Annotated in this window: 13 protein-coding genes; 5 read left to right on the top strand and 8 right to left on the bottom strand. The window is 41.8% G+C overall.

Features of this window, described 5'->3' with window-relative positions; all coding sequences use genetic code 11:
* Positions 1 to 62 precede the first annotated feature (62 nt).
* The 7 genes from JEY82_RS02145 to JEY82_RS02115 all read right to left on the bottom strand — a co-directional run bounded on the left by JEY82_RS02145 (position 63) and on the right by JEY82_RS02115 (position 8,752).
* Positions 63 to 290 carry an ogr/Delta-like zinc finger family protein gene (locus JEY82_RS02145; RefSeq protein WP_304082146.1) on the bottom strand — a complete coding sequence of 76 codons (228 nt, stop codon included), beginning with the start codon at positions 288 to 290 and terminating at the stop codon, positions 63 to 65.
* Entirely contained in the window at positions 290 to 2,182 is a 1,893-nt protein-coding gene (locus JEY82_RS02140) for a terminase gpA endonuclease subunit (protein WP_304082144.1), read from the bottom strand. The genes JEY82_RS02145 and JEY82_RS02140 overlap by 1 nt, the downstream gene beginning before the upstream one ends.
* The gene (locus JEY82_RS02135; protein WP_304082142.1) at positions 2,172 to 2,960 is read right to left on the bottom strand and encodes a hypothetical protein; all 789 of its coding nucleotides are present in this window, start codon (positions 2,958 to 2,960) and stop codon (positions 2,172 to 2,174) included. The genes JEY82_RS02140 and JEY82_RS02135 overlap by 11 nt, the downstream gene beginning before the upstream one ends.
* Positions 2,961 to 4,532, bottom strand: a complete 1,572-nt coding sequence (locus JEY82_RS02130) for a CHC2 zinc finger domain-containing protein (RefSeq protein ID WP_304082140.1) — start codon at positions 4,530 to 4,532, stop codon at positions 2,961 to 2,963.
* Positions 4,525 to 4,926: a hypothetical protein gene (locus JEY82_RS02125; RefSeq protein ID WP_304082138.1), complete on the bottom strand. Its 402-nt coding sequence runs from the start codon at positions 4,924 to 4,926 to the stop codon at positions 4,525 to 4,527. Before JEY82_RS02125 ends, JEY82_RS02130 begins: the two co-directional genes overlap by 8 nt.
* Positions 4,926 to 6,641, bottom strand: coding sequence for a phage/plasmid primase, P4 family (locus tag JEY82_RS02120; RefSeq protein WP_304082137.1), 1,716 nt, complete (start codon positions 6,639 to 6,641; stop codon positions 4,926 to 4,928). Before JEY82_RS02120 ends, JEY82_RS02125 begins: the two co-directional genes overlap by 1 nt.
* Before the next feature lie 713 nt (positions 6,642 to 7,354).
* Positions 7,355 to 8,752 carry a hypothetical protein gene (locus JEY82_RS02115; RefSeq protein ID WP_304082136.1) on the bottom strand — a complete coding sequence of 466 codons (1,398 nt, stop codon included), beginning with the start codon at positions 8,750 to 8,752 and terminating at the stop codon, positions 7,355 to 7,357.
* A gap of 515 nt (positions 8,753 to 9,267) precedes the next feature.
* On the opposite strand from JEY82_RS02115, the gene JEY82_RS02110 reads away from it, so the two are divergent.
* The gene (locus tag JEY82_RS02110) at positions 9,268 to 11,514 is read left to right on the top strand and encodes an AAA family ATPase (RefSeq protein ID WP_304082135.1); all 2,247 of its coding nucleotides are present in this window, start codon (positions 9,268 to 9,270) and stop codon (positions 11,512 to 11,514) included.
* 303 nt (positions 11,515 to 11,817) lie between these two features.
* On the opposite strand, the gene JEY82_RS02105 is transcribed toward JEY82_RS02110, so the two are convergent.
* The gene (locus JEY82_RS02105; protein WP_304082133.1) at positions 11,818 to 12,444 is read right to left on the bottom strand and encodes an inovirus-type Gp2 protein; all 627 of its coding nucleotides are present in this window, start codon (positions 12,442 to 12,444) and stop codon (positions 11,818 to 11,820) included.
* 287 nt (positions 12,445 to 12,731) lie between these two features.
* Between JEY82_RS02105 and JEY82_RS02100 the strand changes: the two genes are divergently transcribed.
* The 4 genes from JEY82_RS02100 (at position 12,732) to JEY82_RS02085 (ending at position 17,290) form a co-directional block, all read left to right on the top strand.
* Positions 12,732 to 12,947, top strand: a complete 216-nt coding sequence (locus JEY82_RS02100) for a type II toxin-antitoxin system RelB/DinJ family antitoxin (RefSeq protein WP_304082131.1) — start codon at positions 12,732 to 12,734, stop codon at positions 12,945 to 12,947.
* Entirely contained in the window at positions 12,940 to 13,443 is a 504-nt protein-coding gene (gene rnhA / locus JEY82_RS02095; RefSeq protein WP_304082129.1) for a ribonuclease HI, read from the top strand. Before JEY82_RS02100 ends, rnhA begins: the two co-directional genes overlap by 8 nt.
* A 176-nt stretch (positions 13,444 to 13,619) precedes the next feature.
* Positions 13,620 to 16,016, top strand: a complete 2,397-nt coding sequence (locus JEY82_RS02090; protein WP_304082127.1) for a type I restriction-modification system subunit M — start codon at positions 13,620 to 13,622, stop codon at positions 16,014 to 16,016.
* The gene (locus tag JEY82_RS02085; RefSeq protein WP_304082126.1) at positions 16,007 to 17,290 is read left to right on the top strand and encodes a restriction endonuclease subunit S; all 1,284 of its coding nucleotides are present in this window, start codon (positions 16,007 to 16,009) and stop codon (positions 17,288 to 17,290) included. The genes JEY82_RS02090 and JEY82_RS02085 overlap by 10 nt, the downstream gene beginning before the upstream one ends.
* Positions 17,291 to 17,365: the final 75 nt, after the last annotated feature.

The following is a 17,365-nucleotide window of genomic DNA, read 5'->3' as shown; positions in this document are numbered from 1 at the left end:
CCGAAAGGGGCTTTAAAAACTGTTCTAATCCAACTTGTAAAGATTACTTACAAGTTGCTCGTTTACTTTCTTTCCTGAACACTCTTGATCTGAATCCCCAGCGCATGAATCGAACACCTGTCATTGTCGCAACGGTGGAACCTGATTCTTACGCCGTCGTCCCACGGTTTAGTTGTTACGACCCTGATTTTTTGTTTACAGAGCGGGCAAACCGCGCCCTCTTTCGGCTGGTAATCAACCCCTTTTTCAGCCAGAGCAATTGCAACTTTTACAACATTTTCAATACGCATCAGCAAACTTCTCCAGTGTAAGGATTAATTGTGGGTTCACGTTTTGGGGGAACAATCGGATTTTTAGGAATATAAATAGGTTGACCAAGAGTCATAAGCGAAGGCGTCCATAAAGGTTCCGCGCCAGCGGCTGCATATACTTCGCAGTCAAATAAATGGTTGTCACGGCTTCCGGCATCCCATTGCACACCGCCTTTGCCGTCCGACTTTCTTTTTTCTGCAAGCAACTGCCGAAAATAATCCTCGCCTGTTTGTGAGTGCATCCACATCGGTTGTTTTGATGCTGGATTAAGCCGGACAAGATGAATTTTATCTTTAAACTCATCCGTGTCGAGAGTCCGCAGCGGTAATTTTTGCTGATATTTTGCGGCAACTCCGGGCTGTGCGCCCATCTGAGAAAGCCTAATAGTTTCAGTCTGTTTACGCGATGCACCTTTAACAGCAAAAACAACACCCGGATAAGTTCCCGGGCGTGCTCCTGTCTCAATTTCTTGCAAATACATTTTAACTTCGTCAGTGCGGGACCACCCCTGCTCATTAGATTTATCTCTACCGCCACCCATATCAATCGGCGCGCGCCAGATCGGCATCACAACATCGTCACGACCCTCAACCGGATAGCGGGTTCTGAAAATAAGTTCGTCCAGCTCATCAAAAGAATTTAGCCAGCCGTATTGAATCAACCAAGATTCCAGCCCGCGGCCCCATGCGCGGACAACAAACCAAAACCCCGTCATTTGCATATCAATACCGCAAGTGAGTGCCAGTGCTTCAAGCGGAACCACCATCGGCGGCCTGCGCGGATCAACCATTTTTTTAGCGCGGGTTTCGTCAGTTTCAACAGCAACAACTTTGTAGGGTTTGGCGCAATGATTGTTGTCAAACTTCGTATAAGCTTTAGGGGTTCCGGCTTCTACAGCTGTAAACCAATCCGCGGCAACAGTTGAAAGAGAAATATAGCGGCTTATCCACGACGGAATGTGAAAAGCTACAGTTTCAGGGCGTAGAACTTCATGTTCCGTAAACCACCGCCCGTTTTTTATGGCGATATTGCGCTGGTAATCGTTCCACTTTGCTCCGCACCCTTGACACTCATACCAAGCCAGTTTCTGACTTTTAATTGTGGCGGGATCGCGCATTTTATCCGGCACACGAATATTCTTTTTTTCCATAAGCTGAGCATGTCCGCAGGACGGACAGACTGCTTGATACTGGTAAACCACATCGGCCCGATTTTTAAGAGCATCCCATATTGAGGACTCATGTTCGTTCCCGCGCGGCTTGGATACTCGGATAATTTTACGGTCAACCGGATAACCTATTGTGCGCTCGATCATGGTGTCAGTTGCACCGGAATCAGGGTAAGCGTCTTCCTCATCGAGCATCAACACCCGCAAAGAAATCGAAGACATGGAAGCCTCCGAGCCTGAATACATGGCGTAAAGATTCGCGCTACGCATTGCAATTTTTAAAGTTTGAACTGAATTTTCACCATCCGGCAGGAGCTTACGAAGTTCAGGAGAACGCAAAAAATGCTTACTAAGTTTTTCATCAAGGATTCGCTTAGCAACATCTTTATCGGGCATTCCAAGACCCGCCCCGCTCGGTTCCCGCCAGATCTCAGAACAAACACACGCATAACCGATTGATGTTTTTACAGTCTGAGAGCTTCCCGCGACAATAACCTCCCGAACCCACGGTTTATCCCAGATATCCATGATACCGCGAGCATATGGCGCGAAATCGTGGTTAAAACGCTGTCCTGCATAACTTCCAGCCACCAGAACAAAATGCTTTTCCGCAAAATCAGCCGTAGACATCCACTCCCTAGCTTCTAAAATCTGCAATTCGCCGGGATAAAATTTGATTGGGCCTCGAATATTAGTTGTCATTTTCGCCCCTCTCAGTAACTTCAAAATATTCTAGAAACACGTCCAGTTGATCAGGATTTCCGCCGACAAGCTGAATTGCGGCCAGTGCTTCAGCTTTTGAAGTCTCCGCGCGGTTACGCTCCCATTTTTCAAAAGCAAGCCGCATTTCTTCGGTATACCACTCGCCAGACCCGAGACTTGATAAAACTTCCCGAGTCCGCTTGCGGAACATGGCCGTGAATTCAGGAACTCTTGAAAAAAGAATGCGGGAAACATTTTCCGCAAGATCAGGATCTCCGCCGCAAGCTTCTACCAACTCAACAGCCTGTTTTTCTCCACCCCCGAAAAGGTGCGCAACATCCGGCCCGACTTCATGCGCAAAATTATTAAGCAGAAGAGAAACAGACTGCCAGCGAGCCGCAAGCTCTGCTTCAAGATTTAAAATTGAAATATATTTGCCGAGTTCACGAGCAAACAAATGCCTCTTGCGTCGTGCTTCAATTGTTTTCAAATCCGCATCAGCATTCACCCGGCGGGACTGAGCGCCTTCACCGTCAAAATCCCCAGGATCAACCTTTACAACCTTCACGGCTTTAGGCGCATCCTTCAAAATCAAGTGATTCCGTGCGTAAGCATCAACAGTGCGTTTTGAAAAACCGGAACGCCCCGGACTCAATTTCCCGTCTTTTATGTGATTGCCGACAGTGTTTTTACTCAGTTTATAAATTGCAACCGGCTGTTCACTCTCATGCTGGCCGGAAAGATAAAGATATATTTGGTGCGCGTTTGGAAAAATCATTTATTTGCTACTCCCGACAGGCTTCCAACCTGCACTTATCCACGGTTTCAAAAGGGTTGTCGCGGTGACTAGGCCGTCCGGCAGAGAATCAAGCAAGTCGTCTATCTGCGCAGATTCTCCGAAAATAAGTGACGAAATCCGCGTGAAAGCACGCCAATTCAATTCGGATTTGTTAGCCCAACCGGACGAAGGTTCAACAATTGAAAGCCCTTCCCCTAGCTGCAGCCCTATTTTATGACGGCCCATAAGTTCACTAAGCAGCAAAACATCAGAGCCGGGGCCAGCGACAGAGACAGCGGCGACGGGCAGGGAGACAGGCTGCAAAATTTCATCAGATTTAGGCGCTATTTTTTCCGCTTCAATTTGCTCCGCGATAGTTTTCGGCATAACCTCCCGCACGACATGCGAAGGAATTCCTGCTTCAACCCATGTGCGAACGTCCAGATAAAAGGGTTCAAATCCCATTTGTGAAAAGCTGTCCAGCGGCCAGTCTGAAAACTCGCGCAAACTCAAAGGGAAAACGGCGTCACCGATATCCTTGCCGTAGCATGGCGGCACAGGCCAGCGCCTACAGAACGGAAATTCTTCCCGCCAGAACTCATGCGAGAATTGACGTCCGGCGCGGTCATTATCCAGACCGTTGAGAATCAATACCGCCCTGCGCAGAATCGCAGTGGCGTGAGAATCAGGACGCGCCCCGGCGGCTCCGACAGCCATTACCCCGACAGGAAAAGGAAGGCCGACACAAGCGGACCACACAAGATAAGCATCGCGATCCGTTTCCACGATGACCCAGATCAGCGCGTCATGCCGTCCGGCAATCAGGTAAGGCGAGCGCTGCCCGTCAGAAACCGCCCCCGCATAAATCTGAAAATAACGCGGCATATCGGCACTAAGCAGTTCTTCAACACGGATTTTGACTTTTGCAGGCAGCCCGTCACGGAACGAAGCGAAAACTAAACCTTTCGGCCACCAGATTTTACGCTCGCGGTCAGGATTGCGTTTTGCAGGCTCATAAGGCAACCCCATAGAGGTTACTGAATAAAAACGGTCTTTGGAATTCCAGCCGACAAGACATTTACGAGCTGTTTCCGCATCAATTCCCCATTCACCAAGCTGAGCAAGCAGGTCAGGACGGGTTTGCAGCTCTTCGGCACATTCTCGGACGATTTCGTCCGCTTTTTTCCGCCAAGCCTCAGAAGGCAGATAAGGAGCGTCAGGAACCCACTCGTTTTTGACCGGAACGGGCGCTTTGCGCGGGGCTGGAGCGTCTTGCCGACTTCCACCCATCCGATCAGGGCAAAACGCTTTGAGAAAGGATAAAAAACCCTCAGTTTCATCCATATTTTGCAGATCAGTATAAAACTTGATCAAATCACCGCCAACCTGACAGCCGAAGCAAAAGAAAACATCCTGCAGCGAATCATAATGGGCAGATGGTTCCTTGTCCGAACCGTGAAAAGGACAGCAAAACCATTGATCGTGCGTTCCTTGGCCTTTCTTTACATCAATCAGCGAAGTCAGAGCCACCGCACAACCATCAGTACCGAGGAATTCTAGGGCCTTACCCATGATAAACGCCCTCCTTCCCCTTAATTCCTAAGATCGACGAGAAAACAAAAAGACCAGAAATCACCTTTTTTTGCCGTTTTTTGCCAAAAAAAGAGCCATATTTGCCGTTTTTAAAAAGGCAAATACCTGATTTTAAAAGGATTAATAGAAAATTTTGCCGTTTTGCCATTTGCTTATATGAAAAGCACTCTGCGCACAGGCGCGTGCGCGTGCGTTCTATATAAGATAGGGAAGCTTCGCTTCCTTTCACTTTTTTTAAAGTTCTTATGAAAAAAGGCAAAAAGGCAAATATAGAGGATTTAGAGAGGTTAAACACCTTATTTTTAATGCTTTTAATGTCTTGCCATTCACTCAAGGAATTGGCAAAAAACGGCAAGAATGGCAAAGTTCTCATTATAAAGTCCCCTGCTGCTCTTTCTTAATTTCCTGCTGTTCGGCTTTTTCCTGCCATTCGGGAAGAATGCGGAAACCGTAATAAAGCGGAACGCCTACACGACTTTCCTTTTTCCCTACTTTTTTAACTTCCGATCTTTTAAGCAGCTCTTTGCCAAGAGCGTTAGGAGTCGTGTTTATCTTTGCTTTCTCAGACAAAGAATTTTCATCCCGAAACCAAAGGACAAAAACGGAATAAATATCCTTCATTCGCAAACCGATTTCGTGCTCTGGATCAGGTTCGCAACAAACAGAAATAAACTGACCGACATAATCCTGATCGTCGCTGAAATCTTCCGTCACAGTCGCAATAGCAAGCGGAGTCGCAGGCATGTGACCAAGCTTGATCGCTTTCATGGCACAACGAATCATCCACGCCAGAATTCCAGAAGATTCAGCTTCCAATTTTGCATCAAGTTCAGCTTTTGGGATCTGATGAAAAATGAAATTTTCAGGATCTTCCGGCCCTTCTTCGGGCGTGATGAACCGCGCTTCACAAGAAAATATCTTCAAGCGATTCTTTAAGAACGCCGGATCAGCGCCTTTAAGTTTTGGAATATTATTTGTGTGTAAAGCAAGACAATGGCTCTGCTCGAATTCAGTTTCGTCTTTCTGATTCAGCGTCCGGCCTGTAAGTTTATCAGAGCCAGAAGTCAGGCTCTTAACTTTTGCAGTTGAAAACCACTGAGAATCTTCAGCCTCACTGGCTACAGCTAAACGAGCGCCGTTAAGTTTAACGGTCGAAGGACTTGGCTTGTCAGCTCCTGACGGATATTTTTCCGCAAGAAGTTGCTCGACCTTCATCGTTGTCGCAAATTTTCCAAGTCCCTTTTGAAGAGTCTCAAAAATTATAGATTTTCCATTGTCCCCAGTCTTGCCCCAAAAAACAAAGAAGTTTTTAGGCTGTATCCCTGTGACAGCGAAACCTACAAAATATTCAAAATACTCTATTACCTTTTCATCACCACAAAAAACCTGCCGGAGACTTCTTTGCCAAAGCTCAGCCGGTTCATTCAGTTCCGTAAACTTCCACGGTGATTTATAGCGAAAATGAAGCTCGTTCCAAGGTCGATCCTTGTAAACTTTCCCTGTCTTCAGATCCATAACGCACTCAAGAGTCGGAAGCAGTGTTTTCGGATACTCAAGACCGGAACTGTCAAAACCGAGCATAGCCCCTTGGCGTAAAAACTTAAGCACCGAATTGATATTTTTCATTTGCCGCAATGAATTCGCTTTTTTCTTAAATTTACGGGCGCGCTCCTTAATTCCTCCATTACTTTTTTGCTTAACTTTAAGGATTTGAGCAGCCTTAAACAACCTACCAGCTTCAAGTTCAAATTCGTTTGCTACACGATCAAGCGCAGACTCAATTTCGCGATTGATATCCGTTTCCCATATCGTACAATTGAACTTAAACCAGCGATCAAGATGATTGTCGTACAAATATTTTCCGCTGAACATCGACGCCGCAAGCTCAGCAATACCCAGCTCTTCACGACGGAAAGCTCGATAAACTAATTTAATGTCTATCGCATCTTTAGGCCGAATAGGCTTAAGGAGTTTTCCAGCCTTCCGCAAAGCAGCAAGGTGAGCAGCCCGTTTATCCTGGATAACTTTATCAGGTTCAGCGGCGGCAAAAGCCTTCACTTCCTGTGCAATTTTTTCTTTATCAGCCACGGCCCCCTCCCGTGTTACGCAAGACAAAAAAATCGCACCTTTGACACGGCACAAAATTACAATAAAAATTCAGACTAGAAAAAAGCCTGTCCTTCACATTTATTAAATTTTGTTCAAAAAATACGAGCAGATGTAAGTTTCCCAAATTCCCAAAATAATTTTGAACCCCCAATCGCAGAAGCAACGCGCTGAACCCGACCCCTACAAATGCACCGCTCTGGAAGGACCCAAAAAGCTTTATCCGCTTTGTCATTTTTGCCAGTTTTTCATTAAAGAGAGGGGGGAGAGAAAAAAGAAAGGGGCCAAGGGGTGTGGTTGCCCCCGCTTTCGCGGTGGCGGTTATTGAGAAACACTGGTGAAAGGACAAAAGCGGAAAAACTGAATAGGTAAGTGAAAGGTAAGTTACCTGTAAATTAATACGGGGAGAAACATAGACTAGATTAATGGAGAATAGAAAAAAGTCTTTATGTTGCAGTGGTTCAGAGTGATTCGGGGTACTGGTCTTTTGCCCTTCTAAGCCGTTGGCCGAGGGTTCGAATCCTTCCTGCCGCACCAGCTTATAATAAAGGCTTACGACTTAAACGTTGTAAGCCTTTTTTTGCGTGGTTTGATCTTCCCCACACTATTCCCCACACTTGGGATGAAAATATATCACAACTCAAAAAACATAAAAAAGCCCTCTTTGCTTCTGAGGGCTGCAAGGTACACGGCAACTAAACCGAGTTCAAGGGTAAAACTTTACCTTCTTCGATGCATTTAACTGCTAGCTTGTAACATTTATGATAACGATCGATATAGCCTTTGTACTCGATTTTACTCTGCGACTTTTCTTTGACTGCCAAAAGAACACTCCCAGTCTCAGTATCCGCAAACCACTCAGCTTCCAGAGTTTCTTCTATTACCAGCTTTAATTCTTTTTTGTCTCCGATATATTGATTATGCATTTTATCCCAAAACCATAAACCCAATATCCTAAGTTCAGAGATCTCATGATAGTTAAAATTCAAACTCTTTTTTGAATCATTAAGTTTTTGGTTAAAAATCTTTATACTTGAGCTTCGCGAGGCCCCCCAGTTAACTTTAACTGCATAATCAAAAGGAAAATGATCTGGAAAACAACTATTTTTTTTGAGAAATGTTAATAACTGCTCAGCTGAAGGTATTGCAAATAATTCAAGTGGATACATCTTATATTTTAAAGACAATTCTAAAAGAGTTGTTAAATCAGACTCCTTAATACTTTCATACAATCGCTTAACATGTTGAAATCTATGCATAGATTTTTCTGGATGATAACCATTTAACACGGCCGCTTTCTCTACCTGTTGTGAAACAAACTTACTAAAATTACACATAGGGTTGTTACACCCTGTCCCCCGCAACACAGGCAATCCATAATAAGGAGTACGTTCCCCCAAACGCCACACACAGTCATAGCATCCCGCAGATTTTTTACTCATCATGCGGTCATATAAAACAAGCAAAGAATCAAACAAACACTTCACTCTTTCTAAGAGATGAACATCACTATACAAATCTAGCACAAATTGACGCTTGCGATATTCTGCAGCCCAATATTCAATTCCTTTTAAGGAATAGATACCTTTCCTTGTTCTATCTACTTTTTTAATTAATTTTTCTAATATATTTTGAACATCCTTCACTCTTTTTTTCATTTTTGCACGCTTCTTATTGCTTAAACGACAGAGAATTGACTCTTCTTTGTTAAACAAAAGTTCTTCACAAATAATACGAGCTTGAGAATTAAATTTTGATTTCAATTTATCAGCATATTCATTCGAATTTTTTATTACCAAACCTTCACTAGCAAAAACCCTTAACAAGTTATTATAAACAACAAATTGAAACAAAGAGTTTTTCATTTCATGCGGTCTACAATCCTTATCTTCTTTCTCTGGCAGACTATAATCATTACAAATTTTATAAACGCTATTAACAAATTTACCAATTGTTAATAGGTCACGGTCAGATATATGGTTCACCGCGTTCGCTATAAATGAATGTTCAGAATCCTTAGATCCATCTTGAGAAACAACATCTATCTGAAACAACGGCTGAGCATTTGCAAGTGAACTAAGAAACTCTTTCATTCAAAACCTACCTATTAATTTTAACTTAATCTTTCGCGCCGCATCCGTCATCTACCCCCCCCCTACCACTTCGTAATCTACGACTCCAATACTTTTAGTCTTATAAGACAACACCGAGACTCTTCGCCATATTGAATCATACAATATTAATTTTTTATTAATATAACATTTCAGCCAATTAACATCAAAAAATGCACTTTAAAAAAACAATACGCAGACTAGTCTTTTGCCCAATGGTACTAACTTTTTGGCGATATAAAAAATCAATTTTAAAAGACCCATGGAGTTAAAATGAAACCAATAATTTATTTAACTGAACGAGAAGTTTCGAAAAAGACATCGTTGTCCCTCTCAAAACTCCGTAGCGACAGACATTTGTGCACAGGAATTCCATATTACAAAATTGGGAAAGCGGTAAGGTACACCCCTGAAGATATCTGGGAATATATGAATGAACGAAAAATTTGTACATATAAAAAAAACATAAAAGGCTGTAAAATACAGGAGATGAACTAATGACTAGTGTTAAATTTTCACCCGAATACATCCAGTGTATCGGAGCTCGCAACGCAACGGACATTTGCACCCCTTCCAAAAAAGACAGGCAGATCATGCTGGAGCAATATTGCGAAATAGCTTGTATGCTAAAGCCTCCTTTAGAGCAGTGGAAAGTTGTTGGTCGCAAAGAAGTTTATTTATATCAAAAATATCTGTATCAAATGAACAGTGCAGAATTCAAATATACTACCTACGTTAATAAACCGTTTTTAATGATTAAATGGAATTTTAAATGTGATGATGACACTGCCCCCAATACCGGGTGGGTATCTTTATACGCAAGACTACACAACCTTTCTAAACGAGACGCTCTTCACGAGATTGCCAGACAGTACAAGATTGATGTCGAGACCCCCCACCTCACATCATTAAACATATATTCAGGAATGGAGTTGCGCTCACATTCTAAATGTGAAGATTCTGGTCACGATTGTCTATCCCCATCAAAAGATGCTGGTTGGCGTGAAGTTACTACTTTAGACTTCCGTGGACCCCAAGGTTTTTCAACGTTTAAAGTAAAGCTGATGGAGGATGGTCAAAAAAATAAGTTTCTTTTTCCTCACTGTTACTGGGAAGAAATATGGAGAAATGATAACCACTACCTTCGCATGCCTGATTTATATTTAGGATGTTATCCAAAACCTTATCCGCTGTCTGGGCAAGATCTCATTGAGAAGTATCCGCAAGCGAAAATTGTACTTACGGAAGATCTGCCGCTGGCTTTTTCACTGAATGAGAAATTCATCACAGAAGATGATCCCGAGTACATTGCGGCATCGTGGTTCGGAGGCAAAGACTCCCTAGACGATGTTGATTATTCGCCGCTGGAAGACCGGGATGTAATTTACCAACCTAGGGCCGATCATGCCAGCTATGTGAATGCTGAGAAAATAAAAGAAAAATGCTGGAAAGTCGGGTGCAATTCATTCAGGATTTCGAAGGCGGTTATGTTCCTGCGGGACTTCTCCAAAATCACGACCAAGGAGGGACTTCTCGACTTAAAGTGTTCCTTTGAAAAATTCTTAGTAAATTTCGGTCGCAATGTGCTGACAGATCCGCTTGATAATTTACTACATGGACTTGCTAATAGCTGGGGCATAAGAGAATACAAGAAGTGGCTGTGCGAAGTCGGGTTAAAACGTGATAAACCAGCTTCCGTAAAAAATGAACTATTCACGAACAGCTTGCCGCTAGCGACTCCTTCAGGAATAAATTGTGACAAGCGAAATCTTGATTCGTTAATAGCACCTGAAAATGTATCCATTGTCGTCGGAGATCAAGATGGCGGAAAAAGTTTATACGCCCTTACATTAGGGTTGGCTATGAGCTACAAGTTCAACCTATTTGAATTTGAAGTAAACTGTGCGCGTAATGTTTATTACTTGGACGCTGAAAATCCAGTAAGCCGGATTAGTGAGCGTAAGCAGCAGATTTTATCCGCCTATGGATTTAAAGATGATGCGTCAAAATGTTTTCAATTTTATTCCGGAATCGATACTCATAAACAGAGCAATGAAAGTCCGCTGAACCTTTTTGATCCTACTTGGCAAGAGTATTTGTGTGCTCTACTACCTGAAAATAGTGTGCTCGTTGTCGATAACCTACTGACTCTGGCTAAGGAAGCTTCGAATCACCAGAGCAAATTCGAAGAATTAATCAAGTATTTTAGGACGCTCGGAAATAAAAAAATCAGCGTCATACTTGTGCACCATTTTGGGAAGAACGGTTTGCCTTTTGGGACGACAGCAACAGAAGCCCTTTGTCAGAATATTATTGAAATTAAGAAATGTACTGTAGGGCAACATGGCCCCGGAGCCAATATGACAGTCACGTTTGCGAAATGCAAAACGTATCCGGACCTCACAGGGAGTTCGTTTCAAGCGTACTTGCCGTATAACAAGAATGCTCCACTGGAAAGTCAAGCATGGGTATATAATGCTGTTGACGGTAGTGCTCAAGAAGCCCCATTTGCAATGAATATTAACCCTGAATTGAATGATCTGGAAAATAAAATTATTATGGAATTGGAACAGAGCGGAGCCCCTCTCAAACGATCAAAAATTGCTAAGCGTATAGGGTGCAAAAGTGATAAAATCAAAACGAACCTAACCAAATTACTTGATCTCAGTCTCATAAAAAAACACGGGGACTCCGATCAAGCTACCAAGTATTCAGCTATGTCGACTGCTATTTTTGTTGGCTAAAGTGCATGTCTGAATGGATTTTATCTTGGTACTTCTTGGGTTAATCATGGGTATAAACAACCAATATCTTGGGTTTATAAATAGCTTTTAATTAAAAAAATTCAATAAATTCAAGGTTTGTACTAGGCTGTTGTTTTCGACTATCCATGATGAAGATTAGATACAATGTTTGCAGATAAAAAAGAGTTAGGTAATCCATCTAGTGATGGAATTTTATAGCTGGTGGAATTCATATTCAGTTAAACAAGTTCATGTAAACGGGTGTTAAGGGTAATACCTTAACACCCGTTACTCTTTTATTTATTAATCAAGCTTCTTTGGAACTTCAGAACTTCCTACTTCTCTAATCCCTTTTGGAGTATTTCCCTTGGTATTTACCTTTGCCAGATAACTACATCGATGGAAGCAATCATCACGAACTTGACCGTAGTTTTCATCATTTCGTCTCATACGGTAGCTATTAACCTGAACCTCTCCACTACGGGACTTCGTGCAATGATCAACAAGCCCTTGTCCATCTATATTAAGTGTTGAATTCCAGAGCTCTTCTGCTTTTTCAATAAGCTTATGCGGAAATTGCATTTTGTTACCATCTACCAGAACCATCAAATGATAATGCTGATGCTTTTCTCGACTCTGTTCTCTTACCCATAAGTAATACGGATCAACACCTTGCCTTTTAAAATATCTGTTAAATTTTGAAATAAATTTAGAGATATGTTGGTTATCAGCAGGAACTTGATAATATTTAGGGAATCTTAAATCCATTCTAATACAGAATACTTTGTTATGCTTCTGAGTTGTGTGGTCTAGCAAACCATCTATTCTGTCTAATATATTTTCCTTACATCCTAGACCTCTTTCCTTGTCTGTAAGAATATTTTTTCCATTATACGTAGGTTCGTACGTAATTTTATGTATTGAACTCATGATATAATCCATTGTTTGAGGTTATTCGTTATTGCAACGTATATACTTATGTAGATATATTAAATTTTATTTGTTTAGTGCTTTAAGATAGAGTTGTAATATTTAAATTAGTGCATTAGATATTACATAAGACCTAGTAATAAGTTTTAATAATTAGCCTAGTACTTATATCATAAATTACTTTTATTTCTTGTTGCTTTCTATAATATAGAGTGACTGAGTTAATAAATTAAATATTCATATAAAAAAGAATACACTGTATACATAATATAAACACAAGGAGGAATATGGAAAATACAACACTAAATATACGTGTTCCTAAAGAACTAAAGGCTGGGTCGAAAGAAGCTCTGCAAATGTTGGGACTTACTCCAAGTGCAGCAATTCGCTTGTTCCTGACTCACGTTGTCAATCAACAGGCAATACCTTTTACAATTACCACTGAGAAATATTCTGAGAGGAGTGTTTCGAACAACAACATTACGGAGAGTTCGGATGAATAATGAACGGAGAATTGAAATATATACAGATGGCTCGTGTCCCGGCAATCAATCCCAAAATCCAAACGGAGGATATGGTGCTGTTGTCATAATGAATGAAGGAGTGTTTGAGCTCTCGCAGGGATACATATGTACCACAAATAACCGAATGGAATTGCGTGCAGTTATTGCAGCATTACAAATCATCCCAGCGGGAAGTGATTTGATAATTTACTCAGATTCGAAATATGTAATTGATGCTTTTAACTGTGACTGGATCTGCAACTGGCAAAGCAACGGCTGGCGAAACAGCAAAAAAAAGGCTGTTCTCAATCAAGATCTCTGGGCAGAACTATTAGAAGTTCTTCATGGTCATAACGTGACATGGCAATGGGTTAAAGGCCATGCTGATAATGCCCTTAATGACAGAGCTGATGCTTTAGCAAATATAGCCGCGATTTCGGGTTCTTTACTACCTGACGTTGGAGCGACTACTGCGAATATTGTTGGTAATTACTAAGTTGTAAAATAGCTCTTTCTACTAATAACTTTAGTTTGAGTAGAAAGAGCTACTTAGGAATATATTCAAAGCTTAATTGCGTGAATTAGCTTTATCTTGCGGCCTCATCAGCAATAGATTAATTAAGCGACAGCTCTCTTGTTCTAACTTAAATATACAAGGTATTAACAGATAATATGGCACTCAAGAAATCCGAACTCTATTCTTCTCTTTGGCAGTCCTGCGACGAGCTTCGTGGCGGCATGGATGCCAGTCAGTATAAGGACTATGTCCTCGTCCTTTTGTTCATCAAGTATGTCAGTGATAAATATGCCGGAGTTCCTTATGCTCCTATCGATATTCCTGAAGGTGCAAGCTTTGCAGATATGGTTGCGCTTAAAGGTAAGAGCGACATTGGTGATCAGATCAATAAGAAGATTCTTGCTCCCTTAGCCAATGCTAATAAGCTTTCTGACTTTCCTGATTTTAATGATCCTAATAAGCTTGGTACCGGCAAGGAGATGGTTGAACGCCTAACGAACCTTATCGCTATCTTTGAAAATCCAGCCCTCGACTTTTCCAAGAACCGTGCTGACGGCGATGACATATTAGGTGATGCATATGAATACCTTATGCGTCATTTCGCGACTCAGAGCGGCAAGAGCAAGGGACAGTTCTACACTCCTGCCGAAGTCAGTCGTATCATTGCACAGATTGTCGGCATAAACGAAGCTGAAACCAGCCCCGATACTACTGTATATGACCCCACATGTGGTTCCGGTTCCTTGCTTTTAAAGGTTGCAGACGAAGCTCATTCTAAGGTTACGTTATATGGTCAGGAGAAGGATGCCGCTACAAGCAGCCTTGCGCGCATGAATATGATTCTGCACGATAATCCTACCGCGCTCATTGTACAGGGTAATACTCTTTCTAATCCAAAATATTCAGATGGCGAAACGCTTAAAACATTTGATTACGTCGTAGCCAATCCTCCTTTTTCCGATAAGCGATGGAGTAACGGAGTTGATCCTGAAAATGATCCGTATGACCGATTCTCTTTTGGAACTCCCCCCGGTAAACAGGGAGATTACGCCTACTTTTTGCATATAATAAGATCATTGAAAAGCACGGGACAAGGTGCATGTATTCTGCCTCACGGTGTACTGTTCAGGGGGAATGCAGAGGCTGAGATTCGCCGCAATCTGATTCGTAGGGGATACATCAAGGGCATTATAGGACTGCCTGCCAACCTTTTTTATGGCACTGGAATACCCGCCTGTATAATCGTTATCGATAAACAAGGAGCTCCAGCCAGAAAAGGGATATTCATGGTTGATGCAAGTAATGGCTTTATGAAAGACGGTCCTAAAAACAGACTGCGGTCGCAGGACGTACACAGGGCTGTTGATGTGTTTACCAAACAACTTGAAGTTGAAAAGTTTTCGCGCATGGTCGGGCTTGAGGAAATTGAGAAGAACGACTTCAACCTCAATCTGCCGCGCTACATTGATAGTCAGGAACCGGAAGATATTCAGGATATCGAAGGTCATCTGCGTGGTGGTATTCCCGTAGAAGATGTTGAAGCTCTTTCTAAGTATTGGGAGATTTGCCCAAATTTAAAAGCTGATTTGTTCAAAGATAATCGGGAAAATTATCTGGATCTTGCCGTGGATAAGGCGACTATTAAGACCGCTATTTATGAGCATCCTGAATTTTCAGTTTTCATAGACGGTATGAATAATCATTTTTACGAGTGGCAAAACAGGACTGTTATAAAGCTCAAGAGTCTTGAATCGGGCCTTAACCCTAAAAAACTTATTTCGGAACTTTCTGAAGATTTACTTGCTCATTACGGGAACAAACCGTTGATCAGCCATTACGATGTATATCAGCATCTCATGGATTACTGGTCTGAAACCATGCAGGATGACTGCTATTTCATCGCCGTTGACGGCTGGGTGGCGGAAACTTCGCGCATTATTGAGATAAATAAGAAGAAGAAAGAAGTAGATAAAGGATGGACTTGCGATCTTATCCCCAAGGAATACATTGTTAACCGCTATTTTGCGGAAGAGAAAGAAACTGTCGAGCGTATTACAGCTAAACTTGAAACCGCTAAGGCCGGAAAGACCGAATTGGAAGAAGAGCACGGCGGCGAGGATGGATTTTTTGCTGAGCTGGATAAAATCAATAAGGCCAATGTAACCGCTAGGCTGAAAGAAATTAAATCCGACAAGGATGCGAAGGATGAAGTTGTAGTATTAAAAAAGTGGCTTGATCTTGGAAAGTTGGAAACGGATCTTAAGAAACAGCTTAAAGATGCAGAGGCTAAGCTAGACGATGAAGCTTATGCAAAGTATCCGCAGCTTTCGGAAGACGAAATAAAGATTTTAGTAGTGGAAGATAAGTGGCTTGATGCTTTGAATGCTGCAATTCATGGGGAAATGGATCGGGTTAGTCAGCAATTGACTAAGCGGGTGAAGGAGCTTGCGGAGAGGTATGAAAATCCTATGCCAGTGCTTGTTGATCGTGTGGCTGAATTTGAAGGCAAAGTGAACAAGCATCTGGAAAGGATGGGATTCACATGGCAGTAAGGGACGGATACAAGCAGACTGAGGTTGGGGTTATTCCTGAGGATTGGAAGGTTGTTGAATTCGGAGATATTGTTAACTATATAAAAGGTTTTGGATTTAAATCTTCTGAGTATACAACATCGGGCACTAGAATTATAAGAGTTAGTGATACGACTTATTCATCAATCAAAGATGACAATCCCGTTTATATTTTATGTACGGATAACTGTTCATATAAAAAATGGATGTTAAGGGAAAATGATTTAATTTTTTCTACAGTAGGATCGAAACCTCCGATGTATGACTCTCTAGTTGGAAAAGTAATCCTCGTAACAGAAAAACACGAAAAGTGTCTTTTAAACCAGAATGCAGTCTTAATCAGAGTAAAAGAGTATTCTGATCTAATACAAAAATTACTTCTGAATCATTTTAAAACAGAAAGATATATTAACTATATTGAAACAATCTTTAGAGGCAATGCTAACCAAGCAAGTATAACCCTTAAAGACTTATTTCGATATACAATCCCTCTTCCCCTCACCAAATCCGAACAAGAATCCATAGCCGAGGCCCTCTCCGATGCGGACGGACTCATCGAATCTATGGAGCAGCTCATTGCCAAGAAACGGCAGGTTAAGCAGGGGGCTATGCAGGAGTTGCTAAGACCAACTTTAGAGTGGGAATCTACAAACTTAAGCGAAATTGCTGATCCAAGGCAAAAGTGGAGTTTCACGGGAGGTCCCTTTGGATCTAACCTTAAGTCGATAGATTACACTGATGAAGGTGTAAGAATAATACAACTTCAGAATATTGGTGATGGTAAATTTAAAAATGATTATGAAATTTATACTTCACATCAAAAGGCTGATGAACTTATAAGCTGTAACATTTATCCTGGTGACATTATCTTATCAAAAATGGGTGATCCTGTCGCCAGAGCTTGCATTATACCTTGTTATCATAAGCGGTATTTAATGTGTTCTGATGGAATTCGTCTCAAAGTTGATCAAAAAAAATTCAACGCCTATTTCATTTATACGATAATTAATGCGCTAGAATTTCGGACAAAAGCTTCAAATGCGGGAACTGGATCAACAAGAAAGCGAATCGGTTTATCTGAACTAAGAAATTTAGATCTATTTTGCCCGTCAATTAACGAACAAACCGCCATAGCCACCATCCTCTCAGACATGGACGCAGAAATAACCAAACTGGAAACCAAGTTATCCAAGGCCCGCAAGATTAAAGCGGGCATGATGCAGGAACTTTTAACTGGAAGGATACGGTTGGTATAAGGATTTATTAGACAGTATAAGAAGATTTGCTTATACTCGCTTATACTTCATTATACTTTGCTATAAATTATTATA

This window comes from Maridesulfovibrio ferrireducens (genome assembly GCF_016342405.1).
Lineage (GTDB): Bacteria > Desulfobacterota > Desulfovibrionia > Desulfovibrionales > Desulfovibrionaceae > Maridesulfovibrio > Maridesulfovibrio ferrireducens_A.
This window is presented reverse-complemented; position numbering and strand designations above follow the sequence as displayed.

What these genes read in the sequence shown, in the direction of transcription:
- JEY82_RS02145 (WP_304082146.1), bottom strand. Translation starts at nt 290, where the DNA reads ATGCGTATTGAAAATGTTGTAAAAGTTGCAATTGCTCTGGCTGAAAAA.
- JEY82_RS02140 (WP_304082144.1), bottom strand. Translation starts at nt 2,182, where the DNA reads ATGACAACTAATATTCGAGGCCCAATCAAATTTTATCCCGGCGAATTG.
- JEY82_RS02135 (WP_304082142.1), bottom strand. Translation starts at nt 2,960, where the DNA reads ATGATTTTTCCAAACGCGCACCAAATATATCTTTATCTTTCCGGCCAG.
- JEY82_RS02130 (WP_304082140.1), bottom strand. Translation starts at nt 4,532, where the DNA reads ATGGGTAAGGCCCTAGAATTCCTCGGTACTGATGGTTGTGCGGTGGCT.
- JEY82_RS02125 (WP_304082138.1), bottom strand. Translation starts at nt 4,926, where the DNA reads ATGAGAACTTTGCCATTCTTGCCGTTTTTTGCCAATTCCTTGAGTGAA.
- JEY82_RS02115 (WP_304082136.1), bottom strand. Translation starts at nt 8,752, where the DNA reads ATGAAAGAGTTTCTTAGTTCACTTGCAAATGCTCAGCCGTTGTTTCAG.
- JEY82_RS02110 (WP_304082135.1), top strand. Translation starts at nt 9,268, where the DNA reads ATGACTAGTGTTAAATTTTCACCCGAATACATCCAGTGTATCGGAGCT.
- JEY82_RS02105 (WP_304082133.1), bottom strand. Translation starts at nt 12,444, where the DNA reads ATGAGTTCAATACATAAAATTACGTACGAACCTACGTATAATGGAAAA.
- JEY82_RS02100 (WP_304082131.1), top strand. Translation starts at nt 12,732, where the DNA reads ATGGAAAATACAACACTAAATATACGTGTTCCTAAAGAACTAAAGGCT.
- rnhA (WP_304082129.1), top strand. Translation starts at nt 12,940, where the DNA reads ATGAATAATGAACGGAGAATTGAAATATATACAGATGGCTCGTGTCCC.
- JEY82_RS02090 (WP_304082127.1), top strand. Translation starts at nt 13,620, where the DNA reads ATGGCACTCAAGAAATCCGAACTCTATTCTTCTCTTTGGCAGTCCTGC.
- JEY82_RS02085 (WP_304082126.1), top strand. Translation starts at nt 16,007, where the DNA reads ATGGCAGTAAGGGACGGATACAAGCAGACTGAGGTTGGGGTTATTCCT.